This is a genomic window from Sinomicrobium oceani (genome assembly GCF_900119185.1).
Lineage (GTDB): Bacteria > Bacteroidota > Bacteroidia > Flavobacteriales > Flavobacteriaceae > Sinomicrobium > Sinomicrobium oceani.
In genome coordinates this window covers 1-26,967 of record NZ_FPJE01000016.1, presented here as the reverse complement: position 1 = coordinate 26,967, position 26,967 = coordinate 1, and the positions used below count along the sequence as shown (strand labels likewise).

Here is a 26,967-nt window from a genome sequence, read left to right as displayed (position 1 = left end):
TTACGGCTTACTCAAACGGATTTTTGAATATCTTCTTTAAGATCCGTCGGCGAATATTTGTTTTTAAAAGTAAAGGCATAAGGTGTTTCCCCGTGTTTGCGGATGTGATCGAGACGTTCGCGGGCATCGGTTACGGAAGGTAGTAGTCCGTCTTCCACATACCAAAGTGCCATATGCATTTCCTGCATTTTATGAAACCATTCCTTTTTCTGTTTTAATATTTCGGCATGGTTGCTGCGGTATACATAGCCGAATAAGGATTCTATGTCTGACCATACAGACATATTGACGATAATAAAATCATCGTCGTATATTTTTATCGAAGTGGCATTGTTACCATCATCCTTAAGTCTCCAGATAAATCCGGGACTTCCCTCCGCAAGACGGTTTATGCGGTCGAGGTTGGCAACGAAATCGGACATTACCGGGCTGTCTATGGGCCCTTTTATGCGGGAGATATTAACTTGTGCCAATGGCATGGGATTTGCTTTTGAAAATGGATCGCAAAAATACGAACAAAAGCGCAAAAAACTAATGAAACGGGATGTTCTCGTAGGATCGGGGGCAAAAGAATACAACAAAAAGGGGAGGAGGTTGTCCGGAACAGAACCTGTAGACCGACGACATGGTTGATCTTGGGATCTGTTTACAGGTTTTTCAGGTCTTTAATGACTTTGAAAGCCTTGTCGATCTGTCCTTCTCCGACGATAATGGTAAACTCGTTGGTCGTGGAGATGACTTCGTGCAGAATAATACCTTCCCAGGCAAGTCGTTGGAAAATAAAGTAATAAATCCCGGGGATGACGACATTTTCTTCAGGCAGCTTTACAGTAATAGAAGCCAGATCCTCGACTTTCTGTGTCATTTTTTCTTCCCGGAAGAGGGTTTCCACCATCGTATTGAGCGCATTGCTCACCACGATATTGGTCTCGTTTACGCCACGGGATGAGGTGTAAAAAGCATCTTTGTTCTTGTTGACTTCCTTGAGCAGGCTGGCCTGGCTGTTGAGAATGGTGTCAGACAATAAGAAGGTGTAATCGGTCAGTGACGAACGTACCGTGATCTCACCGATATTTTTCAGGACTTTCAGGATTTTATGGGTGGCCCTGAACTCCATATCCGATGACAAACGCTTGAGTGCCATAACAACAGCCCCACTTCTGACTTCCTTACCCAATTGTTCTTCGATCTCCGGCCCGATGATTCTGGAAAGCGACGTGAGGTTGATAATCCCCTGTGCAAGAGCACTTTGCAAAAAGGGTTTTGTCTTGATGTAATTTTCAACGACGGAAGAAATAGTTTTCATCTTAAATGGTTTTGGTTTACAGGGGCTAAATTAACAAATTGTTTTATTTAAAACAAATAGTAATTTAAATAAAATGATAAAAAAAATACAACAGTAGGTTTTTAAGGAAGTGTTTTTGTGAAATTTCTGCTTTTTCCGGGTTCGGATACAGGTTTATCCGGGGTTAAAAATGATAAAAAGCGTCTTTTAGATGTTCCAGGGTATGTTTTTTTCCTTTTCGGGTGATGGCAATAATATCAAATCGGACCTCTTCCTGTATGTTATTTGTAACAATATAGTGGTCGATGGCTTTGACAAGGTGTTGTATTTTTTTCCGGTTTACGGCATCCTGGGGATTTCCGAAGTCTGCCGAATTCCGGGCTTTTACCTCTATAACGGCGAGAATATCCTCTTTTTCGGCAATAATGTCTATTTCGGCCTTGTCAAAGACGTAATTTCTTTCGATAATGGTATACCCGTTTTGTAGCAGGAACTGTACGGCCATTTCTTCGCCTTTTTTTCCGAAATCGTTATGTGTTGCCATGGCGGTGTTTTTGTCTGTGGTATACTCAGGGGTCGCATTGCAAAATCATGTGGCAGGCCCGGGAACAACCGGCTACAGCACAGCGGGACTTGGCCGTCGCGTCAGATGTATTGGAATCCCGGGGATCAGGTAAAAATAATAAAAAGTTTGTAAAGCATTGATTTTCTGTGCTACACAATTGTTTTTTTATGGTTTTCGGACGGGCGGATGTGCTATTGTCGGGTATTTCGTATCTTTAAGTAAAAGATATACGTTATGAATTTCAGAAAAACAGGTTACGCTACAGTTTTCGTCCTTACCCTGGTACTGATGGCCTGTGGTGGTAAACAGGAAAAAGAAAAGCAGGATAAAAAAACGGTTTCCGGTAACGCTGCCCCGGAACGTACCGTGATCTCTGGCGATACACTGAAGCTGGCACTGGCCGGTGGGGAAGCCTGGGAAAAAGTACACAAACCCGCGCGTGACAAGAAGTTTTTTCTCTTCCGTACCGATGTTCCGGGAAAACTGACTGCCCGTCTCGAAACCAAAGATAAACATGCGAACCTGCGATTCAGCCAGATCTTTATGCCGGACGGCACGGCAGACGGGCCTTTCGGGCAGGAACTGCAGTATGATCTGGACAGTCCGGGAACCTATATCCTTGCTGTAGGAGAGAGTCAGATGGCCGGAGAACCCTGGGCCGGGGATTTTACGATAACCGTTAAAGTAGAGTAAGCGTTCTTTGTGTTATATACGTCGGGTTGTAGGTAAGTTATTAAGGCTACCTGTTTATGGCTTTTAGAACCTGATGATCCGAATTGTATCACTTGCCGGGACCCGTGAACTTCAGGTCCACGACTTAGTTTTTCCGGTTTATAAATTCCAGGGATACCTCGTCTTCTGTCACTTTGAGCACGGCATCTTTTCCGAGTATCAGCGCCCGGTTGTCCTGTATATGTCCCGCGGGAAAATCGAAACACACCGGGAAATTATAAGCCTTGGCAATGTCCCTGACAATCCCGACAGCGTCTTTACCCCATGGGATACTGTTATCGTGCATTTTGGTCATCCCCCCCACGATAAGCCCGCGGATATTGTCGAAATAACCGTTGCGTTTCAGGTTCATCATCATCCGGTCTATATGATAGAGGTATTCGTCCAGGTCTTCGATAAACAATATTTTCCCTTCTGTTTTGATGGCCGATGGCGATCCGAGCAGGCTGTATAGAATGGAGAGGTTCCCACCCACCAGTTGTCCTTCGGCCACCCCGGTACGGTTCTGCGCTCTGGGCGGAATATGGGTGTATTTCAGTTTTTTTCCGAACAGGGCTTTCTTCAGGCTCTGCATGGATGCTTCAGAATTCTTTTTTACATTGATCGGCATGGTGGCATGCAGGGTTGCTATACCGAGCGTGTGAATATGACTGTGTAGTACGGTGACATCGCTGTATCCCACGATCCATTTCGGCGTTTTCCGGAACCGGGTAAAATCGAGCATATCTATGATGCGTACGGTACCATAGCCTCCGCGTGCCGCCCAGATGGCCTTGATCGCCGGGTCGTCGAGCATTTGCTGAAGGTCGCGCGCACGGGCCTCATCGGTTCCGGCAAGCTGATGATACTCCGGCCCGATGGTTTTTCCCAGTACTACATGCAATCCCCATGTGCGTAGCGTATCGATAGCAGGCTGAAGGTCTTCCGGCTGAAAGCTCCGCGCTGTGGCTACAATGGCAACAGTGTCTCCTTTTTTGAGGTGGGGAGGGTAGAGCATCGGGGTCTGGGCATAGAGTCCGAAAGTGGTACAGGCAAACAGCAGGGCATAGAGAAAATGCGGTGTATATCTTGACATAATATGATGAGGTGTAATTTATATCCCGGAGAGCAAATTAACAAATTACCTGCAAAACAGGGCGACGATTTCCGGATTTTTACGATGTAATCCACACCTAATGCTTATTTTTGCAACTTCATCCGGATTTGTGCCGGACGGTAAGGAACAGGACTCCCAGATGGTTGTCCGGGTTCCTCTTTTTTGGAGATTAACGCAATTAAGAAAAGAATATATGATGCCACAACACCCGAAACGCTACACGATTACGTCAGCACTACCTTATACGAACGGACCGATACATATAGGCCACCTGGCCGGGGTGTATGTACCTTCCGATATCTATGCCCGTTATCTGCGGTTGCGGGGAAAGGATGTTGCTTTTATCTGCGGAAGTGACGAGCACGGGGTGGCCATATCCATGCGGGCAAAGAAGGAAGGAGTGACTCCGCAGGAAATTATAGATAAATACCACGCGATCATCAAAAAATCCTTTGCCGATTTCGGTATCTCATTCGATAATTATTCCCGGACCTCGGCCCCGGTACATCACAAAACGGCATCCGGATTTTTCCGTAAACTATATGATGATGATAAATTTATAGAAGAGGTCACGGAGCAACTCTACGACGAAGAAGCCGGACAGTTCCTGGCCGATCGTTTTGTGATCGGCACCTGTCCCAAATGCGGGAATGAGGAAGCTTACGGAGACCAGTGTGAGAATTGCGGGACCTCGCTGAATGCTACGGACCTGATCAATCCGAAATCGACCATCACGGGGACCAAGCCCGTACTCCGGGAAACCAGGCACTGGTTTCTGCCGCTGGACCGCTATGATGCTTTTCTGCGGGAATGGATACTGGAAGGACATAAGAACGACTGGAAACCCAATGTATACGGACAGGTGAAGTCCTGGCTGGATGACGGATTGAAGCCCCGGGCCGTAACCCGCGACCTGGACTGGGGGATCCCGGTACCTGTGGAAGGCGCCGAAGGCAAGGTGCTTTACGTATGGTTCGACGCCCCGATAGGGTATATCTCTTCGACCAAAGAATGGGCGGAACGCGAAGGGAAAGACTGGGAACCTTACTGGAAAGACAGTGAGACCAAGCTGGTCCATTTTATAGGAAAAGACAATATCGTATTTCACTGTGTGATATTTCCGGCGATGCTCCGGGCGGAAGGAAGCTATATCCTGCCGGATAATGTTCCGGCAAACGAGTTTCTCAACCTCGAAGGCAATAAGCTCTCTACGTCCAAAAACTGGGCGGTATGGCTCCACGAATACCTGGAGGATTTTCTGGGGAAACAGGATGTGCTCCGGTACACGCTGACAGCCAATGCGCCCGAAACCAAAGACAATGATTTTACCTGGAAAGACTTTCAGGCGAGAAACAATAACGAACTGGTAGCGATCTTCGGTAACTTCGTCAACCGGGTTATCGTGCTTACCAACAAATATTACGAGGGGGTCATCCCCGCACCTGCGGCTTTTTCCGAAAAGGACGGGGAAACCCTGGAGGCCCTCAAAGCATATCCCGGTATCATTTCTGCCTCCATAGAGCGCTATCGCTTCCGGGAGGCCCTTGGCGAGCTGATGAACGTGGCACGCCTGGGCAACAAGTACCTGGCGGACGAAGAACCGTGGAAGCTGATCAAGGAAGATCCGGAACGGGTAAAGACCATTATGTATGTGGCTTTACAGGTGGCCGGGGTGCTCAGCGTGCTGAGCGAACCTTTTCTCCCTTTTACAGCCCAAAAACTGCAGAAGATGCTCGCGCGTCCCGTTTCCGGGACCAAGGCACCTTGGGAAACCGTAACGGAGGGAGCAGATCTGTTGCCTGCAGGTCATCGCGTAAATCAGGCCGAGTTGCTGTTTACCAAGATCGAAGATGCCGAGATCGAAAAGCAACTGCAAAAACTGGAGCAGACCAAGCTGGATAACAAAGCCGGGAAAAAAGAGGTGGCTCAGCAAAAAGATACAATTACCTACGAGGATTTTGCGAAACTCGACATGCGTGTGGGGACCATCATCGAGGCCGAGAAGATGAAAAAGGCAGACAAACTGCTCATTCTGAAAGTAGATACCGGGCTCGACATAAGGACCATAGTGTCGGGAATTGCCGGGAGCTTTACGCCGGAAGAGATCATCGGTAAAAAAGTAACGGTACTGGTTAACCTGGCCCCCAGAAAACTCAGAGGTGTGGAAAGCCAGGGGATGATACTGATGACGCAGAATGCCGAGGAGAAACTCGTATTTATGAATCCGGATGCCGAGACGGAAAACGGGGAGACCATCTCCTGATAAGGAAGGTATGTCGGTATACAGGTTACGGTACCGGCCGGTCTGCCGTACGCTCCGTATATGCATAATGGCCATAAGATAAAAGCGGCTGTTGTCTTCCCGGGAAGATGACTGAAACAGCAGGAAATATATCCGACTATAAACTATAAAATTACAGACAGATGAACATATTAATATTGGGAAGCGGTGGCAGAGAGCATACGTTTGCCTGGAAAATTGCCCAGAGCGATAAGGTAGAGCGCCTCTTTGTCGCTCCCGGAAACGCCGGAACGGCCAAAACCGTGCTGGCCTCGGGAGGTACGGTAACCAATGTGGATATAGCGGCGACCGATTTTGACGCCATAAAGGATCTTGTGCTCCGCGAACATATCGGGATGGTCGTGGTAGGGCCGGAAGATCCCCTGGTACAGGGCGTTCACGATTATTTTCTGGAAGATTCCGAGCTTAGCGGGGTTGCTGTGATAGGTCCGCAAAAACAAGCTGCGCTGTTGGAGGGGAGCAAGGAGTTTGCCAAGCAGTTTATGGCACGCCACAATATACCTACCGCGGCGTACCAGAGTTTTACCAAAGACCAGCTGGAAGCCGGATACGGTTTTCTGGAAACGCTCCGGCCACCTTATGTGCTTAAAGCCGATGGCCTGGCCGCAGGTAAGGGAGTACTGATCCTCGAAGACCTGGAAGAAGCCAGGACCGAGCTTAAAAAGATGCTGGTCGAAGCCAAATTCGGTAATGCCAGTGCCAAGGTGGTGATCGAGGAATTTCTAAGCGGTATCGAACTGAGCTGTTTTGTGGTGACCGACGGTAAAAACTACCTGACCCTGCCTATGGCCAAAGACTATAAGCGGATCGGTGAAGGAGATACCGGGCTCAATACCGGTGGGATGGGAGCCGTATCGCCGGTACCTTTTGCCGATGAGGCTTTCCTGAAAAAAATAGAAGACCGGATCGTAAAACCTACGGTGGCCGGGTTACAGGAAGACGAACTGCCGTATAAAGGCTTTGTGTTTATAGGACTGATCAAGGTAGGGGATAACCCCTATGTCATAGAATATAATGTACGTATGGGCGATCCGGAGACAGAAGTCGTGCTGCCCCGGGTGAAAACAGACCTCGTGGAGATCTTTGAAGCTGTTCATCAGGGGAAACTGGATGAGGTAACACTCGATATCGATCCGCGGACGGCGACAACGGTAATGGCCGTTTCGGGAGGATACCCGGAAGCTTATGAGAAGGGGAAGGAGATTACCGGAGAAGAAGCCGTAGAAGGTGCTCTGGTATTCCATGCCGGAACGACACTCAAAGCCGGTAAGACCATAACGAGCGGAGGCCGTGTGATCGCTGTGACTTCTTACGGAAAAGATGCTGAGGAAGCATTGCAGCAGTCTTATAAGAATATGGAAAAACTGCATTTCGATGCCATGTATTACAGAAAAGATATTGGGTTCGACCTTTGATGTACGATCGATATACTGAAACAACGGCATTTGAAATAAACATCTCCAACCGGAAAGGATGTTTATTTCAAATGCCGTTGTTATTTTATGTTTATATGTACGAGCCTATTTCAGGAAGGAATGTGCAGAAATATCCTTGCCCCCTTCACCGGCATCGTTATATTTTTTCAGTTGCATCACCCAATATACCAGAGCGGCCATACAGATGATGATAAATATCCAGTTGAGCGCATTTGCAGCCCACCAGTTTTCAAGCTCTACATTACGCAACCAGTTCAGGGGTAAAAAAAGTACATGTTCAAACAAGTACTGAATGCTGTCCAAAAAGTCTTTCATGTGTTTATATTTAATCGTTTTCGGCGGGATAATCCCTTGTTTATATCCGATCCCGTACAGATAACCGGGAAGCAAAAAGGCATTTCATCGCCGAAAGGTAAAAGTTGTACTATATTTACGCAGCAAATTTACGTTTTTTACGTTGTAAAAAATAAAAAACCACATGATTTCCAGTTTTTTTAACGGGGCCAAACCCATAAACTTTTTGTTGATCGTACTGTACGTGGGTTTTTTCTACTGGATCACACAGTTTTATCTTTACGATACCGTGTGGACCGGAGGGGAATTGCTTTCCCGATTTTTTACCTTTCTCGTTGTCGTATTCAGTGTATTCCTGGTAAACTTTATCATCCGTAAAAATACACTTTGCGAGGGCAATGCGTATGGAGCATTGCTCTTTGTATTGTTTCTCTGTGCATTTCCACAGATTTTCAGAAGCCCGGAGATTATTATGGCCAATCTTTTTGTCTTGCTTGCCCTGAGACGGATGATCAGTATCCGCTCGCTGATACAGATCAAACAGAAGATCTTCGATGCTGCTTTGTGGATCTGTGTTGCAGGATTGTTTTACGAATGGACCCTGGTATTTCTCGTTGTCGTATTTGCCGCTGTACTGGTATACCGTATCGGTGATTACCGTAACTGGCTGGTGCCTTTTGTCGCTGTATTTGTCGTGGGGTTACTGCTGGTGACTTACGTGGCCTGGTGTTCGGATATGGCCTGGGTCCGGCAAACGTTTCCGTTTTCCGTGAGTTTTTACAGTGCCCGGACCACAACGGCGGGATTTGTTATTCCGCTGGTCCTGATCGCGCTGTTCAGTTTTATGTCGCTTGCGGTATTCCTGGCCAATTACAAGTCAAAGCCTTCGGCACTGCAGTCCTCCCTGCTGTTGGTGGTCATTACCCTGCTCGTCGCGTCGGGTATAGCGGCGATTTCCAATAACAGGGAAAGTGATGAGGTGGTTTTTACCTTTTTTCCGGCTGCCGTGCTTATGGCCAACTACCTGCAATTGCTTACCAGAAAATGGTGGAAGGAATTTGTACTATGGGTTTTCGTAGCCCTTCCCGTGATACTATTGTTTGTTTAAGCTAAAGGCAAAACGACAGCTAAGTGTTCCGGGTAATATCAGCCTTACCCGCGAAATGTCTGGTATATCAACCCCTTTTTAAGTGATGCTATAAACAGGTTTTCAATGCTGTAATTTATTCCCGTATGCCAGGTCTCCGGCATCGCCAAGCCCGGGTACGATATAGCCTTTGTCGTTGAGGGTATCGTCTATGGCTGCGATCCACAGGTGGGTTTCCGGGGGGAAGTGTTTCTCGAGGAGTGCTATACCCGGCCTGGCGCCGATCACGGCAAGGATGTGTACTTCGGCAGGGGTTCCCAGTTTTTTCAGGCTTTCGTAAACAGATACGAAAGACTGCCCGGTAGCGAGCATGGGATCGGCAAGGAGTAGTGTTTTGTTTTCCAGTGAAGGTGCGGAAAGGTATTCTACCAGGATCTCGAATTCGTCTTTCGTTCCGGTGTGGTGCCTGTAAGCAGAAATAAATGCGTTTTCGGCGTGATCGAAATAATTGAGCAACCCGTTGTGAAAAGGAAGTCCGGCCCTGAGGATAGAGCAGATCACCATGTCTCTTGCCAGCATAGGGACCTTCTTTTCTCCGAGCGGAGTGGTGACCGTTTGCTCCCGGTATTCGAGGTATTTACTCATTTCGTACCCCAGGATCTCCGCGATGCGCTCCAGGTTACGGCGAAACCGCATACGATCGGTCTGTACCGAACAATCGCGTACCTGTGCTATAAAATGATTGAGTATGGAAGGACGGGTTTCGATATGATGAATATGCATTTTGACGAAGTTTAAAGATTCAAATGTACGCAAAATGAGGATAAAGCCTACGTTTTGTATTTGCATAGGACTTTCCCCTTTGAACTTTACAGGATTATCGTACTTTTGCGCGGAGGTGGAGGGGGATAAAGATGTTTTTATGAAATTAGACCGGGTTTTTAAGCAACGGTTTGGGGAATGGGGCGTCTTGGAGGAGAAGGCAATGGACCGACATATTTGTATGTTTAGTATTGACTCTTAAAAGTAAAGCAGTAATGAATAAGATAAGAAACCTGATTATTTTTGGAACAAGACCAGAGGCCATTAAGATGGCCCCCTTGGTAAAAGAGTTTCAGAAACATCCCAATCAGTTTGATACTAAGGTTTGTATTACAGCTCAACACAGGGAAATGCTGGACCAGGTTCTTTCTTTTTTCGATATTATTCCGCACTATGACCTGAACCTTATGAAGCCTGGTCAGAATTTATATTCACTTACTGCGGATATCATTAGCAGCCTGAAAGAAGTTTTAGAGGAATTTAAACCTCATTTTGTTTATGTGCACGGAGATACGACAACTACTATGGCTTCAAGTATTGCGGCATTTTATTCGGGTGCCAAGGTCTGCCATGTAGAAGCGGGATTACGAACGTATAATATGCAATCCCCTTTTCCGGAGGAAATGAACAGATGTGTTACGGGTGTAGTTTCGGATATACATTTTGCTCCGACCCTGACTTCAAAAAATAACCTGCTTGGGGAAAATAAAAAGGAAGAGCATATTGTTGTCACCGGTAATACAGTCATTGATGCCTTATTTTATAGTGTAGATAAAGTAAAACAAACGGATTTTCAGGATAAGGAAATAGAGTATTTGAAAGAGCTGATTAAAAAAGGGAAAAAACAGATTCTTGTTACCGGTCACCGTAGAGAAAATCACGGAGAAGGGTTTATAGCCATTTGTAAAGCCCTGAAACAAATAGCACAAGAGAATCCCGATGTTCAGATAATTTATCCGGTACATTTAAACCCTAATGTACAGAAGCCGGTATATGAATTACTTGCTGAAGTAGATAATATCAACTTAATAAAGCCTTTATCTTATCCTGCTTTTGTATGGCTTATGGAAAAGGCATATTTAATAGTTACGGATAGCGGGGGAGTACAGGAGGAAGCCCCTAGCCTTGGCAAACCTGTATTGGTTATGAGGGATACCACAGAAAGACCGGAAGCTGTTGAAGCCGGAACGGTGTTCCTTGTTGGTACCAACAAGGAAAAAATAGTCAGAGAGACGGAAAAATTATTGAATAATGTCGAGTTATATGATGCTATGAGTAAAAATCATAATCCATATGGAGATGGGGAAGCATGTAGAAGAATAGTGGAATACATAAGTAATGTAAGCTCATTGACTCAGGTTTTAAAATAGAGCTATAATTTATTATAAGAAAAAAGCAATGAAGAAACCCGAGGTGGTCATGGTTGGTTTGGGATATATAGGCCTCCCTACCGCTGCACTTATAGCACAAAAAGAGGTGTTTGTACATGGCGTGGATATAAATCCCTCTGTTGTGGAGACGATTCATGAAGGGAAAATACACATTATAGAACCGGAACTGGATAAGGCAGTAGCTGAATCGGTAAAAAACGGGTACTTGAAGGCCGCGCTTACCCCTGTTGAAGCAGATATTTACCTGATTGTTGTTCCCACACCTTTTAAAGGTAAAAATGAACCTGATATTTCTTTTGTGGAATCTGCCACCAAAGCTGTCATACCATTACTTAAGGAAGGCGATCTGTATATCATTGAGTCTACTTCTCCCGTGGGCACAACCGAGAAAATGCAGGAATTAATCTATAGTGAGCGACCGGAGCTTAAAGATAAGATTAATATAGCCTATTGTCCGGAGCGTGTTTTGCCGGGAAATGTAATGTATGAACTGGTTCATAATGATAGGGTAATAGGAGGAATAGATCAAAAATCCACAGAAAAAGCGGCAGCTTTTTATAGTAGGTTTGTAAAAGGAGATCTGCATAGAACAAATGCACGTACGGCCGAAATGTGTAAGTTGGTGGAAAACTCCTCAAGGGATGTCCAGATTGCTTTTGCTAATGAGCTATCCATTATATGTGATAAAGCGGGAGTAAACGTGTGGGAATTAATTTCACTTGCCAATAGGCACCCGAGGGTGAACATTCTTAAACCGGGTTGTGGAGTTGGCGGGCATTGCATTGCTGTTGATCCTTATTTTATCGTATCTGATTATCCCATGGAATCGCAATTAATAGGTAAAGCCAGGGAAATTAATAATTATAAAGCCTTCTGGTGTGCCGAGAAGATACAAACGGCAAAACTGGAATTTGAACTGAGACATGGGCGTAAACCAAGTATAGCTTTAATGGGATTGGCCTTTAAGCCTAATATTGATGATTTACGGGAATCCCCAGCGAAATATATAGTACAAAAGGTTTTACAGAATGCCAATAATGAAGAGTATTATATAGTGGAGCCTAATATTTCAGAACATAAGGTCTTTAAGCTGACTGACTATAAGGATGCGGTGAAAAAGGCGGATATTTTAGTGTTTTTGGTAGGTCATAATGAATTCAAAGATTTGAAGATTACTGAGGATAAGGTTGTGTTGGATTTTTGTGGGGTCTATTAGAAAAAAGAACTTGTTTGGGAAAAATAAAACTGCTATTAAGAAAGATAAACAACTCCAGTGATCTTAAAGAACTTTCTATAAATTCTTTTTGGTCACTTTTGGCATCTGTTATTTCAAAAGGATTAATTTTTGTAGCGTGGTTAATGGTGGCAAAAATATTAGGTAAGGAAGGAAATGGTCAGGTTGGAGTTATAAGGTCTACTATTAATTTATTCATGATTTTTGCAGGGTCAGGTATAGCTTTAACGACAACTAAGTATATTCCTGAATTAATAACTAAAGATAAAGATAAGGTTAGTCGCATCATTACATGGTCAGCTGTTTTTTCTTGTTTTATTGGGTTGATTTTAAGTTTTTTACTTTTTTTTGGAGCGCCATACATTTCAAAAAATATTTTAAACTCTGCTGAATTAGCTGATACTTTAAAAATCAGCTCTTTTCTTTTATTTTTAAGTGTGGTTGATAGTCTTATATCAGGTTGTTTAAAAGGCTTTAAAGATTTTAAAGGGCTTCTATTGATAGGTTTCCTGTATGGTATCTGTTTGTTTGCCTCATTATACATAGGTACTATAAGATACGGAGTTGAAGGAACTTTTGCGGGGTTTACTTTTAGCACTTTTATTTTAGTGCTTTTAGGAGGAACCTTTCTAAAAAGAAATATGATAAAGTATGGACTGAAGTTTGCGTTTAAACTTGAAGATGAAGTTAAGATTCTCAAGAAGTTTACTTTGCCAGCGATTTTAACCGGAGTAATGGTTATTCCATTTAAATGGGGTGTGGACACTATTATGGTAAACCAACCAAGCGGATACAAAGAGTTAGGACTTTATGCAGCAATAATACTTTTTCAAAACATGATACTAATGATTACTGCAACGCTGGATGCACCATTAATAACAATTATGGTGAAAGAAAAAAAGGACAAAAGAATTGAAAAATTGAATCTAATAATTCCTTGGGCAATAGGAACGTGTATGGTTCTTCCCATACTTTTTTTTCCATCTATATTTAATGTTTTTCTGGGAGAGGAATATACGGGAGACGATAATTATCGGAAAACATTATTTTTAATTATGCTTACTACTACAATTATCCTTTATAAACAAGGAATTGCGCGGATCATGATTGTGAATAGTTTAATGTGGTTTAGTTTCTTCAGCAATTTAGTTTGGGGAACTTTATTAGTGTTATTTTTTTATTTTGTAAAAAATAAAAATGCAGAAACTCTGGCTTATTCTTATTTTATTGCATACGTAATAAATACGATCTTAATAATTCCAATCTATATAAAGAAGAAAATTATTCCTTTGACACTGATTACGTCCAGGTGGGCAATACTAATTTGGATAATTTTTTCAGGGACCTTTATTGTTTTTTATAACTATAGTTTTGAAAATGTTATCTTTAGAATATTTGCTCTTGTAATCTTATTTATCACTTTTGTTGGACTTTTTTACAATTTATTATTAAAGGATTAAAAATGAAGAATGTAATTTCCAGCGTAGTAGCTAATGATTTATGTGTGGGCTGTGGAATGTGTGTTGCGGTCTGTCCTTCAGAAAGCTTAAAAGTAAGATTAGGAGAAAAAGGGACTTATGAACCTTTTATGATACAAGATCATTGCGATGAAACAGGAAACTGTTTAAAAGTTTGTCCTTTTAATCCTTTTCCTGATGAGGAATTAAAGATTGAAGAAGACATATCAGTTAAAATAGGGATACAGGATAGTTCTTATAATTTATCTAAGGCATTCGGCAGATATTATTCATTATATGCTGGCTATGCTTCAGCATTTAGAGAGGAAGCATCATCTGGAGGAGTAGCTACATGGTTGCTTAGAGAATTATTAAAAAATAAAATAGTAGATTACGTAATTGCAACTATCGGTGATAATTCAGATGAAGAGAGGTTTTTTAAATATACTATAATTGAAGATATAGGCGAATTAGATTTAACAACTAAAACAAAATATTATCCAATAGAGGTCAGTGAAGTTTTAAAATTGACAGAACTAAAAGGAGGGAAGTATGCGATAATTGGGTTGCCATGTACCATTAAAGCGATAAGGTTAGCTCAAATTAATAACCCGAAAAGATGGGGTTGTATTAAGTTTACGATCAGTATTTTTTGTGGAGGATTAAAAAGTTCTTTTTTTACTGAATATTTGGCTTCCAAAGTGAATGTGAAACATGGTGAAATTACTACACCCAAATATCGTGTTAAAGACATCAAATCAAGTGCATCAGATTATTCTTTTTCTTGTATTAAAAAAGGAGAACAAAAACCACGTTCAATACCGATGAAAGAGGTTGGGGATATGTGGGGAACAGGGTATTTTAAGCCAAATGCTTGCGACTTTTGTGAGGATTTATCGGGAGAATTAGCTGATATTTCATTGGGAGATGCATGGATTCCCCCGTTCAGTAAAGATGGAAGAGGACATAGTATTATCATAACAAGAACAGTTTTTTCAAATAATTTAATAGAGAAAGGGATTGATATAGGAGAATTATCCTGTAAACAAATTTCTTCAAAACAAGTTTTTAAATCTCAGGAAGGCAATTATAATCATAGGAGAATAGGGTTATCCTATCGCTTAAAATGGGCTTCGGAAAAGGCGCATATTGTTCCCCCAAAAAGGACTAAAAGAGTTTTTTTCGAGAATCCTTTAAAATCCCGAATTTTTGGCTTAAGACAGAAAATTCAGAATGAGAGTACTCAGTATTGGCTTGAAGAGAGAAATAATGGGGGAATGGGTTTTGAGAAAAAGATTTACGGGACAAAGAAGAAGTTATTGCTTTATACAAGAATAGAACATTTATTTAGAAAAAAATATTGGCTTAGAAAATTGAAGATAAGATCATGAAAGTTTTATTATACGGAATTTGGGGTGTATATAACTATGGGTGTGAAGCTATTGTACGAGGGACGGTTAATAATTTGAAAACTGTTTTTCCGGAGGCAACTTTTTTTTATGCATCTTTTAATGTAGAAGAGGATAGTAAGCGGTTAAAAGGATGTGATATAGAAATAATAGAACGTCCTTTCCACAATAGTATTATTAAGCGTGGTATTCGAAAGTTATTATCTTTTGTCAATGTGGATTATCCGGTGTATATAGATTCTTTTGATCTAATAGACAATTATGATGTTATTGTTTCTATTGGCGGAGATATGTATACAATTAGCTCAGAAGGTTATTACCCTTACTCATTAATGAAATTTGGTGATATAGCGGTTAAAAAAGGTAAAAAGTATATTCTTTGGGGATGTTCTATTGGGCCTTTTGATAGACACCCAAAAATTTTAAAAAAGTTTCAAAAACACTTAAATAATATTTCTCTTATTGTTTGTAGGGAACTAGAAACTGTGAGATACTTGAATCAGATAGGGATTGACAAAAATACAATTTTTTGTCCCGATCCTGCATTTAGTGTGGCTCCAAATAAAGTGAAACAACTATCTGATGATACAACAGATATCTTTACTATTGGGATCAATTTGAGTCCTTTATCCACTCTTTATTATACAGATGATGTAAAAAAAGCTATTGATAGTCAAACTCAAACGATCAAAGATATAATTAAAAAGTTAAATTGTTCTGTAATTCTATTGCCACATGTCTTATCCAAAAATATTAAAGATGATGATTATGGATATCTGTTGGAAATAAAAAGTAAAGTCTCTGAGGATTTTCCTGAAAAAATACAGATTGTGGAAAACGACCCGGGGTTTATAGGAATTAAGGAAGAGATTGTTAAATGTGATTTGATTCTTGCTGCAAGAATGCATTGTGCCGTAAATGCAGTTACTTCTTTTGTGCCCGCCATATTTTTATCCTATAGTAAGAAATCTTTAGGGATGGCTAACTTAATATATGGAAGTGATGAATTTGTTATTGACCTAGAGCAGTTTAATAATTCTGAAGTTGTAATAAATAAAATACTTGAAATTATCAGAATAAATAGATCTAATTTTCATTCTAAAATAGAAGAATTGAAAAATAATGACAATTATTTAACTCAAATAAAAAAACATCTTAACAATTGAAGGTTATTTTCTATTTAACAAAGTTTGAAACTATTAGTGATGCGGTCATTGTATATTTAAAAATAATTAATGAAGCATTGACTGGCGAAAAGAAGTTGAATATTACGGATAATATTAGGAAGTTAAAAAATGCCGATATGATAGTTACTTATTTTGTGAAAGATTATTTTTTCGCAAGGATATTTAACCCAAGAGCAATTATTGTTAACTGGTATCAGGGAATACTTCCGGAAGAATCCTTGATGTGGCAAAAGAGTAAGATGAGATATTATGTTTATACTTTAATGGAATGGTTTGCCTTAAAAACCTGTAAGTACAATTTTTTTGTCTCCTGTGCTATGCTTGAGCACTACCGGCAAAAATATAATTATAACGGTGCAAATTACTACATAATGCCTTGCTTTAATGCAGAGATCGGTGATTTTACTCATAAGAAGAGAGATGAGATTTCTTTTGTTTATATTGGTTCATTATCGAAGTGGCAATGTATTGAAGAAACGTTGAAATTATTTAAAGAGATCAATGGGGAAATTCCAAATGCTTCTTTAGAAATACTTACTAAAGAAAAAACTAAAGCACAAGAATTATTAGCTAAATATGGCTTAGATAATGTAAAGGTGAATTATGTTTCGTTAAAAGAACTTCCTGATTATTTATTAAAATTTAAATATGGCTTTCTTATAAGGGAAGATATTACGATAAACAGAGTTTCTACCCCAAATAAACTTAATACCTATATGGCGTCGGGAGTCGTGCCTATTTACTCTGGAGTAATAGATGCTTTTAAAATATATCTTGATAATGTCAAATATAAAATTGAATTATCCGATAATTTTAATTTGCAAAATGCATTAGAGCAAATTTTATTGTTTGAAAATGAGGTAAATTTCGATTATGCTAATATGCATAAAGAATATTCTGAGGTTTTTACTAACTTTTATGATAGGGAAAAATATATTAGTGATATTCGGAATGTGCTAATAACAAAAAATCTATTGAATTAATAGTTTCTCGGTCTTGAAAATATCCATAAAGAATACAGTTGTAATATTTCCAATTTTATTAATTTTTGTATCGGAATATTTTAGGTTTGTATATCCTGTCGCCGGTCTTGTTTTAAAGTTGGTATCAGTTATACTTATGGTCATAATTGCGATAGTTTATGGAAAATTGGACAAGAAACTTGTTTTTTTTTCTTTTTTAGTAGTACCTTTTTTAATAGTTCATTTTTTTGCTTCTTTTAGTTATCGTGCTGCTTGTGAAGAATTATTTAGATATTTATTTCCTATAGTAGTTTTATTTTATGGTTATACTTTAAGAAAGCAGTTTGAGGTAATATTTAAATTTCTACTGTTTTTTTTGATACTAAATTATATTGCGCAGATTATTAACTATTTGTTGTGGTGGCAAGGGATAGACCAATGGTTTTATATATACTCTCCTACTGGACGGGTGAATATTCCTGCCGTGTCTGGCATTCTGAGAGCTACAGGATTGATGGGTTTTTTTAGTGTTTTTGGATTCTTCAATATAATAATGTATTTTTTAATTAGTTTTCTTTATGAAGGTAAATTCAAAAAAATACTTCTAATTAGTACTGTTGTTTTTTTGTTTTTAAGTTTGTCTTTTAAGGGGATTGTCACTTTTTTTGTACTCTTATTTTTCTTGGCCAAGAATAAATTGAAAATTTTTGTAACTTCCTTGTTTACCTTTCTCATAGTAACTATAGCTTTCCCATTAAAAGTTGTATTTTTTGTTGACAATGCAATCGTTAGGTTACGAGCTTATATATTGGAAGGAACTTCGGCTAGATCAGAATCTTATAGAATAATGTTTAGAGAAACCGGATTTTTATTTGGTGAGGGTTTAGGAGCTTTTGGAGGTCCGGCGTCAACAAAATATAATTCTCCTTTTTATGAAGAGGTTAACTTTAATTGGTTTGGCCTACCTAATTTACAAACAACAGATACGTATTACCCCCATTTATTTGTTGAACTTGGTTTTATTGGTGCAACATTATATCTTTTAATTTTTTTTGTTCCTCTTTTTAAATTGAAACAATTGAATGTAAAATACTTGAAGATTATCCTCATTGTTTATATTGCTTTATTCCTGGATGCGTTATTTACATATTCTCTTAATAATTTGGTGTATTTATCGATATCCATGTTATTAATATATCCTATAATATATTATGGAAAATCATCGAAAATTAAGAGTACTATTTCTTGCTAATATTCCCGTACCGGACAAGCGATCTATAGGAGGGGCCACAGTACTATCTGAAAGAATATTAAATTATTTGATAAAAAAAAACAGTCTGTGTATTGAGCATTACCAATTTAGAAAAAACTGGAGACCAAAATTTCAAATTTTAGATTTTATTATTCTGTTAATTAAAGCTCCTGTCCTTTTTAGGAAATTTGATGTTATTAGTATACATTCGACACCGGATATGAATATCAGCCTATCTCCTTTGTTGGTTTGGATAGCTAGGTTCAATAACAAGAAAATAGTAGTTCATTTTTTTGGAGGAAATTTTGATAATCAATACAATTCTTTACCGTCTGTACTCAAATCATTCATAAATAATACAATTTTTAGAAGTGATTATGTGCTTTTTGAAACCAAAAATCTTGTTAAGAAGTTCAATTTTCAGAAGACTACTAGTCTCTTATGGTTGCCAAATTCTAGAGAAACTGTTTTTACGGAAAACCGAAAAAAAAAGTATAGCAAAAAATTTGTGTTTATTTCTCGGGTTATTAAGGAAAAGGGAATTGGAACTATTTTGAAAGCATTTGAGAATCTAGATGCTTCCTATAGTGTAGATATTTATGGCCCTATTGGTAAAGGAGATTATGCAGAGGAAGAGCTGAATAAAAGAAATTGTAAATACAAAGGTGTGGTACCGGCAAATAGGGTAATTGAAATACTTAAGAAATACGATGTTCTCCTACTGCCTACATTTTTTGAAGGAGAAGGGTATCCTGGAATTATTATTGAATCCTTGTCCATCGGAATGCCGGTGATTACTACTAAATGGAAGGCAATAGATGAAATAATAATCCATAATTATAATGGCTTTTTGATAAAACCGAAGGATTCAGACGAGTTACTCGATAAAATAAAATTATTGGATGAAAAAAATTATGAAAATTATTCTTTAAATGCGTGGAATAGCTTTGAAGAGTTTAATACTGACAATGTTTTTAATAAATTATTAGAGTGCTATTTAAAATAAGGACTGGCAGTGAAGTGTTTTCCCTCCATTAGGTTTTATGTATTTATTTTTAGCTTAATAGCTATATATATACTTATAGATTTTAAAGTAAAGGGATATAGAGAGTTTCCCCAAATGGATTTTGATTGGGAAAAAAAAGAGTTGATTAATCGTTATGGAGTCAAACGAATATATTTTGTTACGCATAATTCAGTAGGAATCGAATATGATAAAGATGATTTAAGTCATGTAGAGAATAGCAATACCATAGAATTGATAACCTCTGAAGGTAAGAAGTATTATTTTAGACATGAATATAAAATAGTAAGGGATTCAGTATTATTTTTAAAAGGAGGGATATGGCTTACTAAAATACCTGAAAATAAGAATATAAAGAAAGCAGAAGTTAATGAGATAAAACTAAATTACAAGCGAAATAATGAAGGAATAAATGTTTGTTTTATAGGTAATACGGATAATAAATGGGGTAGGTATAGATCTCTTAGACGTAGCATTAAAATGAAAAATAGGGAAGTAAACTTCATTGGGTCTAAACAAGATATTTATGGATATTTTTATGATCCGGTTGATTATAAAAAAGATTACTTTCATACACCAAATGTCTCGTTTTATATAGTGTTTCTAGGAAAGTTGAGTGAGAAAAAGGATTTTTATAAATATGAAAAATTGATAAATAAATTATTGCTTAGGAATGGAAAGGTAATTATCAATACATGGCCACAGATTAATTGTAAATTGAACCCGATGATTTTAAAGAAAAATCAATTTATGAAGCAATGGAATGAAAATGAAAAAATAATTTTAATTGATTTAGAGAATTTAGTCGGAGGAAGTGAGATACGAGAGGATAATACATATGATTTATCTAAGGAGGGGTACAGAGTATACATAAAAGAAATATTAAAAAGCATTGAGTAACAGTAGAGCAATTTTAAAAGAAAAGATATTTTATGGGTTGTTGTCTATAGTTTTTATTACTATACCATTTCCTAAATATAGTTTAAATACCCAAAGTATAATTGTTCTGTGTATTTACTGGTTATTTTATAATTCTTTGTCCAGTAAGAGAAAATATTTAAAAGAGAATAAGAGATCTTTTTTGATTGTTTCAAGTCTTTTTTGGATTTCTCTTCTCGGGTTATTTTATACCGATTCTTTTCATGGAGTGCTTTCCGATTTATTTATACCTTTTTTAATTTTCCCTTTAATTTTTTTTTCAGTAAAAGGGATTACTAAAGAAAAGGTTGGTTTTCTATTGGATTATTTTTCCATTGCTACAATTATAGCATCTTTAATAGGTTTGTTAAAGGCGTTTTGGTTGATGTATAATGGTTTAGGAGATTATTTCTATTACTTGGATTTTGCAAAGGTATTAGGTATCCATACGACGTATTTTTCACTCTTTACATGTGTGTCCATAATTCATGTGACCAATAAATTAAAATTATCATCTCGATTAAAGTTAAAAGATTGGTTGAATTTATGTGCAATTATATATATGTTGTTCATATTATACATGATTAGTGCAAAAATTAGTTTTATTAGTTTATGGGTTGTACTAATCCTCGGATTTGTTTGGTCTTATAAGTCGATGAAGAAAAAGCATGTGTTTTTTGGCTTTTTTTTCATTTCTTGTCTTCCATTAGTTTTTTTTTCCCCCAATTTACAAACTAGAATCCGTCATGAAAAAGCGTCTAATATTAATGAAAGAGTAATTTTATGGGAGGCGGTTGGAAAGTCATATCTAGAGGGAAATATTTTTTTAGGGAAAGGTACAGGAGATGGGCATAAAGGGTTGGTGGAGGAATATAAAAAGGCAGGTTATGAGATTGCTGCTAAAAATGAGTATAATGCTCATAATCAGTTTTTAGAACAGCTTTTGTATTTTGGACTTATCGGCTTAACTGCACTTTCGTATATCTTTTTTTATTCTTTTAGGTCAATGCTATTAGGCAGAGAGCTGACTTACATGTTGATTTTAGTTGTATTTTTATTATTCATGATGTCCGAATCACTCCTGAAACGCCATAGTGGGGAGGTTTTGTTCCCGCTTTTAGTCACAATTTTTCTGTCTACTTCAAAAGATGAGATTAAATAAATGAGTCATAAAATTAAACTTTTGAATGTTTTAATAGATAATCTTTCCATGCAGGAAACCCTGCGAGAGATAGAAAACACCATTACAAAGCAACAACAACTCCACCACGTTGTAGTCAACGCAGGGAAAATCGTTGCCATGCAAAAAGACCTGGAACTACGCAAAAGTGTCAATGAAAGTGACCTGATCAATGCAGACGGCCAGGCTGTAGTATGGGCCTCTAAGTTTTTGAGAAAGCCCCTGAAAGAACGGGTGGCGGGAATCGACCTCATGACTAATTTGGTGGGGATGGCATATGAAAAAGGATATAAAATATTCTTTTTCGGGGCAAAAGAAGAAGTGGTCATGAAAGTTGTTGAAAAGTACAAGGAGCAATACTCTCCTGATATTATTGCAGGTTATCGCAACGGATATTTCAAAAAAGAAGAAGAGAAGGATATAGCCCGGCAGATTTCGGATAGTGGTGCTCACATGCTGTTTGTGGCCATTAGTTCGCCTACTAAGGAAAATTTTTTATATCAAAACAGGAAGCTACTATCCGGTGTAAACTTTATTATGGGAGTTGGCGGTAGCTTTGATGTAGTGGCCGGAAAAGTAAAACGTGCCCCTATATGGATGCAAAAAGCCGGCCTGGAATGGTTTTATCGTTTTCTCCAGGAACCCGGAAGGATGTGGAAAAGATATTTGATTGGTAATACGAAATTTATTCTTTTGGTATTGAAGGAAAAGTTCTCTTCTTCACAATTCTCTTCATGACTGGATATCTCGGAACAATTTGTGCCAGTAAAAATGGCTGGTTAATGCCAGGGGTTTCGGTTTAAATTGTGCCACTACGTAATGGCGGTAACGGTTCGTTTTGTGCCAGTGTAACGGTTCAAATGATGCCACTTTATACCGGTGTTAGGGATTAACGTTTTGATTTGTGCCATTTCTTTCGGTTTGAATGGTGCCACTGGGAAAGATCAAGTATAAATACCTTGCTGTTAAAAAGCAGCATGGCCGACACACTTGATCCAATGGACTTAAAGCAAATCATCCGATTACACTTAGACGGTTTTAGCAATCGCAACATAGGAACCACTTTAGGGCTCTCCCGCAATACAGTCAATCATTATATAAAACTCTTCAAGGCCAGTAAATATACCCTGGAAGCATTATTGTCTTTTGACCAGGGTGCTTTACGAGCCCAGTTTCCAGCCTATACGACCATAGAGAACGATCGCTATAATGCGTTAATGCTTTATTTTGAAGGGGTCAACAAGGCCCGGAATCATCCCGGTTTTACCTTTTTGCACCATTACAGGGAGTATTCTTCATTGACCACGTCTTTGCAGCAATAAATGAAGTAAGACTTGTGAGAAACAGGGATACGCCACAGAGAGGCGTTTTTCGTTTTTTTCTTTTTATTGAAGGTTTGGGCTGCGAAGTTGTAAACTTCGCAGAGCGGGGTTCAGAAATCAATCCTGGAATTGGAAGCCATATTTTCAATATCAATCACCTAACTCTTATTCGCTATGGTAAAAAATAGAGTATTATTAGTATTAATGTTTATTTTGGGTTCTATTTTTTCATGTAAAACTTGGATTCACACAAGCGAAGGAGGGTTTTGGCCTAAAAAACCTAAATTTAGTTTAATCTCTTCTGGAAATAATAATGAAAATAGTAGAATTAATACAGTGGGAATTTATAGGCTTTATAGAACCTATATGGGAGAAGATAATTTCTCATCCAATGAAAGGATGTATGATAAATTAGTATCAGATGATGAATATTATAAAAATAGACCTATTCCTATTTTGAGATTTTATGATAACTTTAGATATAGAAGTGATTTAAACTTTTTTTAAAAATAAAAAAGGGTTGCAGATATTTGTGTTGCGAAACATACAATTATCAAAACCAACCCTTTATGTACTCTGTACTTGACAAAGATACAATAGCATTGGAAATAGTCCCTTACATACCAAAGACGAATCGAGGATTTGCTCCGACGGTTCCATTGGTTGAGATCGTTAATGCCATCCTTTACAAACTCAAAACGGGTGTTCAGTGGTATCAATTGCCTGTAAAAGCCCTTTTTGACAGTAAAGTACTCAGTTGGCAGTCGGTATATTACTCCCGCTCAACGAAGTGTTGTAGGCTCTGCGAATGTCTTCGACTTCGCAGTTCACTGCACATCGATGACGGCCAATACGTCGTGCTCCTCTCTGAGGGGCTTCCAAAAACGATATTTACAGGCTTAAATCACGTTTTTTGTAACTTGCTTCTAAAAGGAACAAAGCCATGCCAGAAGGATATAGCATACGTGACGCTTCCAAACCACACTTTATTACCCTGACCGTGGTGGATTGGATAGATGTATTTACAAGGAAAGTTTATAAAGACTGTATATTGGACAGCTTACGGTTTTGTATGGTTAATAAAGGGATGCTACTATATGGGTATGTGCTTATGAGCAACCACCTGCATATGGTGGTACAGTCGGAAGCCGGGGACTTATCGGGTTTGTTACGAGATTTTAAGAAGTTTACTGCCAAGACCATTCTGGAAAAAATACAAACCGTACCGGAAAGCAGGAGGGAATGGATGCTGGAACGATTTGCCAGGGCAGCCAGTACGCATTCCAGGAATAAAACATACCAATTCTGGCAATACGGTAACCATTCCGAAGAGGTTTATAGCGAAAAATTTCTGTGGTCTAAGTTAGACTATCTCCATTTAAATCCTGTAAGAACAGGTATTGTGGAGCGTGCGGGGGACTATTTGTATTCCAGTGCTGGTAATTATATCTGCATATTCCGCTTAAAACGGACACCCATTCCGCTGGAAAGCGGACAGTCATTCCGGATTAATACGGACACCCGTTCCGTTTCAAAACGGACAGTGATTCCGTTTTAAAGCGGACAGCCATTCCGGAGCAAAACGGACACTTTTCTCATCTTGGAGCCATTAACTTATAAAACGAAGGATAATGGCCAACATTCCGATAGGTATGAGAGAAGTACGCGAACTATTACGTTTATATTTTGAGCAAGGGCTTAGTGGCCGAAAGGCGGCTAAAATTGTAGGCATCGGTAAAACCGCAGCCAGCCAGTATATTGCGGGTTTTAAAAGCAGTGGTCTTCCCATTAGGGGAATCTCCGGGATGAGTGACAGTGAGCTCATCCACTTACTCAATATCAGGAAGCAAACCCAAAATCCCCGATACATTGTTTTAGAAAAGCTTTTCCCTTATTTTGAAAAGGAGCTTAAAAAGGTAGGGGTAACCCTGCAACTGCTTTGGGAAGAATACCGGCAGATCCATAAAGAAGGCTATGAATACAGCCAATTTTGCCATCATTATTATCATTGGCGTAAAGAGAGCAAAGTCAGTATGCATATGGAGCATAAGGCTGGCGATAAGCTCTTTGTGGATTTTGCAGGACAGAAACTTTATATCACGGATCGGACCACTGGTAAACGAAAAGCTTGTGAAATTTTTGTCAGTGTTCTTGGCTGTAGCCAGTTGTGTTATATTGAAGCAGTCCCCTCGCAAAAGAAAGCCGATTGGGTGGCCGTAAATCAAAATGCCCTTCGTTTTTATAAAGGTGCTCCGGCAGCCATTGTCCCGGATTGTTTACGTGCTGCGGTGAGTAAATCCCATAAATACGAACCTGAAATCAATCAGACCTATCAGGATTTTGCCGCGCATTACGGAACCGTTATTTTACCGGCCAGAGCTTTACACCCAAAAGACAAGGCCTTAGCGGAGAACTTTGTGCGCATTGCCTATCAGCGTATCTATGCCCCTTTGCGCAATCAGGTCTTTTATTCTATAGAAGAACTCAATGAAGCCCTTTGGGATCAGTTGGATAAACACAATCAAAAGTCTTTTCAAAACAAACCCTTTAGCCGGCAAATGCTCTTTGACCAGGTGGAGAAAAAAGAGTTAAAGCCGCTGCCCACTACATGGTATGAATTAAAACACTTTTGCAAACTCAAGGTGCAATACAATCATCATATTTATTTAAAAGAAGACAAACATTATTATAGTGTCCCTTTTCAGTATACGGGAAAACAGCTCAGGGTCATCTATACCGACCGTTACCTGGAGGCTTATTTTGATCACCAAAGGATTGCGCTGCACCGGCGCGACCACACCCCCTATAAATATACCACAAAGAGTAAACATCGCCCGGCCCATCATCACTTCCAGGCCGCATGGACCCCGGATCGTTTTATCCGCTGGGGCCGATCCATTGGCCCTGAAGTAGAACAACTCATCACTAAGGTCCTGGACAGTCGCGATCATCCCGAACAGGCTTACCGAAGCTGTATGGGACTGTTGAATCTGGCCAAAAAACACCCCAAGTCCAACTATATAAAAACCTGCAAAAAGGCACTTGAACTGAACTGCTTGCAGTATAAGTTTATCAAAAACACCCTGAACAACAAAACCTTTGATCTGGAAGAAGAACCTTTAGACTTATTCCAGTTACCAGTACACACCAACATCAGAGGAAAAGAACATTTTAATTAAAACCAATAGATATGAATATTAATGCCACTTTTGAAAAGCTGCATACCATGCGCTTAAACGGGTTTGCACAAGCCTACCGGGAACTTACCGAAAATGCCTTGGAGAAGAACTTCTCCTTAGATGAGCTTATCGCTCATCTTATCGAAGCAGAGTACGAGAATCGGTACAATAAAAAACTAAAACGCCTGATCACTCAGGCCCGATTTAAACAACAAGCATCTTTTGAACAAATCAATTTTCATCAACCCAGAGGAATGGATAAAAACATGCTTTTGCGTTTGCAGCAGGGGGACTGGATCAAAAAATCAAAAGACCTGATCATTACAGGACCCACCGGAGTCGGCAAATCGTTTATTGCTTGTGCTTTAGGCTTCCAAGCTTGTAGCCAGGAACTCAAAACCATCTATTATACCGCTAATAAGCTACTGGATCGTATGACACTGGCCAAGGCTGATGGCAGCTATTTTGAGTTTATGGACAAATTAGCCAAGACAAAACTCTTAATTATCGATGACTTTGGGCTCAAACAAATTGATCATAAACAATGTAATATGCTTTTGGACCTGGTGGATGAGCGCCATGGAAGTTCATCCACAATAATCACCTCACAACTACCTGTAAAGGCTTGGTTTGACTGCTTTAAGGAACCCACTATTGCCGATGCAATATTAGATAGATTAACTAATGGTTCTTACAGAATAGAATTGCAAGGGGAATCCATGAGAAAATTTAGAAAAGAACAGTAAAAAAAATTTAATTAATTTAACCGAAAGTTTTTGAGAAAAGTGTCCGTTTTGAAACGGAACACCTGTCCGTTTTCAGCGGAATATGCA

At 39.3% G+C, this 26,967-nt stretch carries 26 protein-coding genes; 20 read left to right on the top strand and 6 right to left on the bottom strand.

Annotated elements, in window-relative coordinates; genetic code table 11:
* Nucleotides 1-11: 11 nt before the first annotated feature.
* From BT112_RS14560 to BT112_RS14550, 3 genes are all read right to left on the bottom strand, one after another.
* A complete protein-coding gene (locus BT112_RS14560; RefSeq protein ID WP_072318121.1) occupies nucleotides 12-479 on the bottom strand; it encodes a DUF3291 domain-containing protein in 468 nt (155 codons plus the stop codon).
* A gap of 167 nt (nucleotides 480-646) precedes the next feature.
* Nucleotides 647-1,306, bottom strand: coding sequence for an aspartate kinase (locus BT112_RS14555; protein WP_072318120.1), 660 nt, complete (start codon nucleotides 1,304-1,306; stop codon nucleotides 647-649).
* A gap of 163 nt (nucleotides 1,307-1,469) precedes the next feature.
* A complete protein-coding gene (locus BT112_RS14550) occupies nucleotides 1,470-1,829 on the bottom strand; it encodes a YraN family protein (protein ID WP_072318119.1) in 360 nt (119 codons plus the stop codon).
* Nucleotides 1,830-2,084: 255 nt separating this feature from the next.
* Here BT112_RS14550 and BT112_RS14545 point away from each other — a divergent pair, with 255 nt between their 5' ends.
* Nucleotides 2,085-2,543 (top strand): hypothetical protein, encoded by a 459-nt coding sequence (locus tag BT112_RS14545; protein ID WP_072318118.1) that lies wholly within the window; start codon nucleotides 2,085-2,087, stop codon nucleotides 2,541-2,543.
* A 124-nt stretch (nucleotides 2,544-2,667) separates the two neighbouring features.
* Here BT112_RS14545 and BT112_RS14540 read toward each other — a convergent pair whose 3' ends face one another.
* Nucleotides 2,668-3,657: a S66 peptidase family protein gene (locus BT112_RS14540; RefSeq protein WP_072318117.1), complete on the bottom strand. Its 990-nt coding sequence runs from the start codon at nucleotides 3,655-3,657 to the stop codon at nucleotides 2,668-2,670.
* 217 nt (nucleotides 3,658-3,874) lie between these two features.
* Between BT112_RS14540 and metG the strand changes: the two genes are divergently transcribed.
* Together metG and purD are read left to right on the top strand one after the other, a co-directional pair.
* A complete protein-coding gene (gene metG, locus BT112_RS14535; RefSeq protein ID WP_072318186.1) occupies nucleotides 3,875-5,941 on the top strand; it encodes a methionine--tRNA ligase in 2,067 nt (688 codons plus the stop codon).
* A 161-nt stretch (nucleotides 5,942-6,102) separates the two neighbouring features.
* Nucleotides 6,103-7,395 carry a phosphoribosylamine--glycine ligase gene (purD, locus tag BT112_RS14530; RefSeq protein ID WP_072318116.1) on the top strand — a complete coding sequence of 431 codons (1,293 nt, stop codon included), beginning with the start codon at nucleotides 6,103-6,105 and terminating at the stop codon, nucleotides 7,393-7,395.
* A 105-nt stretch (nucleotides 7,396-7,500) separates the two neighbouring features.
* Here purD and BT112_RS14525 read toward each other — a convergent pair whose 3' ends face one another.
* Entirely contained in the window at nucleotides 7,501-7,731 is a 231-nt protein-coding gene (locus BT112_RS14525; RefSeq protein ID WP_072318115.1) for a DUF6341 family protein, read from the bottom strand.
* A gap of 163 nt (nucleotides 7,732-7,894) precedes the next feature.
* Here BT112_RS14525 and BT112_RS14515 point away from each other — a divergent pair, with 163 nt between their 5' ends.
* Nucleotides 7,895-8,818: a DUF6427 family protein gene (locus BT112_RS14515; protein ID WP_072318113.1), complete on the top strand. Its 924-nt coding sequence runs from the start codon at nucleotides 7,895-7,897 to the stop codon at nucleotides 8,816-8,818.
* 102 nt (nucleotides 8,819-8,920) lie between these two features.
* Here the strand turns inward: BT112_RS14515 and upp are convergent, their stop codons facing one another.
* A complete protein-coding gene (upp, locus tag BT112_RS14510; RefSeq protein WP_072318112.1) occupies nucleotides 8,921-9,580 on the bottom strand; it encodes a uracil phosphoribosyltransferase in 660 nt (219 codons plus the stop codon).
* A gap of 254 nt (nucleotides 9,581-9,834) precedes the next feature.
* Here upp and wecB point away from each other — a divergent pair, with 254 nt between their 5' ends.
* The 16 genes from wecB to istB all read left to right on the top strand — a co-directional run bounded on the left by wecB (nucleotide 9,835) and on the right by istB (nucleotide 26,880).
* Nucleotides 9,835-10,989, top strand: coding sequence for a non-hydrolyzing UDP-N-acetylglucosamine 2-epimerase (gene wecB, locus BT112_RS14500; protein WP_072318110.1), 1,155 nt, complete (start codon nucleotides 9,835-9,837; stop codon nucleotides 10,987-10,989).
* Nucleotides 10,990-11,017: 28 nt separating this feature from the next.
* Nucleotides 11,018-12,226, top strand: coding sequence for a UDP-N-acetyl-D-mannosamine dehydrogenase (gene wecC, locus BT112_RS14495; protein ID WP_072318109.1), 1,209 nt, complete (start codon nucleotides 11,018-11,020; stop codon nucleotides 12,224-12,226).
* 14 nt (nucleotides 12,227-12,240) lie between these two features.
* On the top strand, nucleotides 12,241-13,704 hold the full coding sequence (locus tag BT112_RS14490; RefSeq protein WP_072318108.1) for an oligosaccharide flippase family protein: 1,464 nt from the start codon (nucleotides 12,241-12,243) through the stop codon (nucleotides 13,702-13,704).
* 2 nt (nucleotides 13,705-13,706) lie between these two features.
* Complete coding sequence (locus BT112_RS14485; protein ID WP_072318107.1) at nucleotides 13,707-15,092, top strand: Coenzyme F420 hydrogenase/dehydrogenase, beta subunit C-terminal domain; 1,386 nt, start codon at nucleotides 13,707-13,709, stop codon at nucleotides 15,090-15,092.
* Nucleotides 15,089-16,276 (top strand): polysaccharide pyruvyl transferase family protein, encoded by a 1,188-nt coding sequence (locus tag BT112_RS14480; protein ID WP_072318106.1) that lies wholly within the window; start codon nucleotides 15,089-15,091, stop codon nucleotides 16,274-16,276. Before BT112_RS14485 ends, BT112_RS14480 begins: the two co-directional genes overlap by 4 nt.
* Nucleotides 16,273-17,280: a glycosyltransferase family protein gene (locus BT112_RS14475; protein WP_072318105.1), complete on the top strand. Its 1,008-nt coding sequence runs from the start codon at nucleotides 16,273-16,275 to the stop codon at nucleotides 17,278-17,280. The genes BT112_RS14480 and BT112_RS14475 overlap by 4 nt, the downstream gene beginning before the upstream one ends.
* A gap of 13 nt (nucleotides 17,281-17,293) precedes the next feature.
* Nucleotides 17,294-18,511 (top strand): hypothetical protein, encoded by a 1,218-nt coding sequence (locus BT112_RS14470; protein WP_072318104.1) that lies wholly within the window; start codon nucleotides 17,294-17,296, stop codon nucleotides 18,509-18,511.
* Entirely contained in the window at nucleotides 18,471-19,517 is a 1,047-nt protein-coding gene (locus BT112_RS14465; protein WP_072318103.1) for a glycosyltransferase family 4 protein, read from the top strand. Before BT112_RS14470 ends, BT112_RS14465 begins: the two co-directional genes overlap by 41 nt.
* Nucleotides 19,518-19,526: 9 nt before the next feature.
* Nucleotides 19,527-20,435: a hypothetical protein gene (locus BT112_RS14460; RefSeq protein ID WP_072318102.1), complete on the top strand. Its 909-nt coding sequence runs from the start codon at nucleotides 19,527-19,529 to the stop codon at nucleotides 20,433-20,435.
* The gene (locus tag BT112_RS14455; protein WP_072318101.1) at nucleotides 20,428-21,615 is read left to right on the top strand and encodes an O-antigen ligase family protein; all 1,188 of its coding nucleotides are present in this window, start codon (nucleotides 20,428-20,430) and stop codon (nucleotides 21,613-21,615) included. The genes BT112_RS14460 and BT112_RS14455 overlap by 8 nt, the downstream gene beginning before the upstream one ends.
* 21 nt (nucleotides 21,616-21,636) lie before the next feature.
* Entirely contained in the window at nucleotides 21,637-22,371 is a 735-nt protein-coding gene (locus tag BT112_RS14450) for a WecB/TagA/CpsF family glycosyltransferase (RefSeq protein ID WP_245777047.1), read from the top strand.
* Between the two features lie 239 nt (nucleotides 22,372-22,610).
* Nucleotides 22,611-22,955, top strand: coding sequence for a helix-turn-helix domain-containing protein (locus BT112_RS14445; RefSeq protein WP_083564941.1), 345 nt, complete (start codon nucleotides 22,611-22,613; stop codon nucleotides 22,953-22,955).
* 174 nt (nucleotides 22,956-23,129) lie between these two features.
* Nucleotides 23,130-23,462 carry a hypothetical protein gene (locus BT112_RS14440; RefSeq protein ID WP_139276217.1) on the top strand — a complete coding sequence of 111 codons (333 nt, stop codon included), beginning with the start codon at nucleotides 23,130-23,132 and terminating at the stop codon, nucleotides 23,460-23,462.
* 436 nt (nucleotides 23,463-23,898) lie between these two features.
* Complete coding sequence (locus BT112_RS14430) at nucleotides 23,899-24,513, top strand: REP-associated tyrosine transposase (RefSeq protein WP_072318097.1); 615 nt, start codon at nucleotides 23,899-23,901, stop codon at nucleotides 24,511-24,513.
* A 73-nt stretch (nucleotides 24,514-24,586) separates the two neighbouring features.
* Nucleotides 24,587-26,134: an IS21 family transposase gene (gene istA, locus BT112_RS14425; RefSeq protein WP_083564896.1), complete on the top strand. Its 1,548-nt coding sequence runs from the start codon at nucleotides 24,587-24,589 to the stop codon at nucleotides 26,132-26,134.
* An 11-nt stretch (nucleotides 26,135-26,145) separates the two neighbouring features.
* Nucleotides 26,146-26,880 (top strand): IS21-like element helper ATPase IstB, encoded by a 735-nt coding sequence (istB, locus tag BT112_RS14420; protein ID WP_072317555.1) that lies wholly within the window; start codon nucleotides 26,146-26,148, stop codon nucleotides 26,878-26,880.
* Nucleotides 26,881-26,967 lie beyond the last annotated feature (87 nt).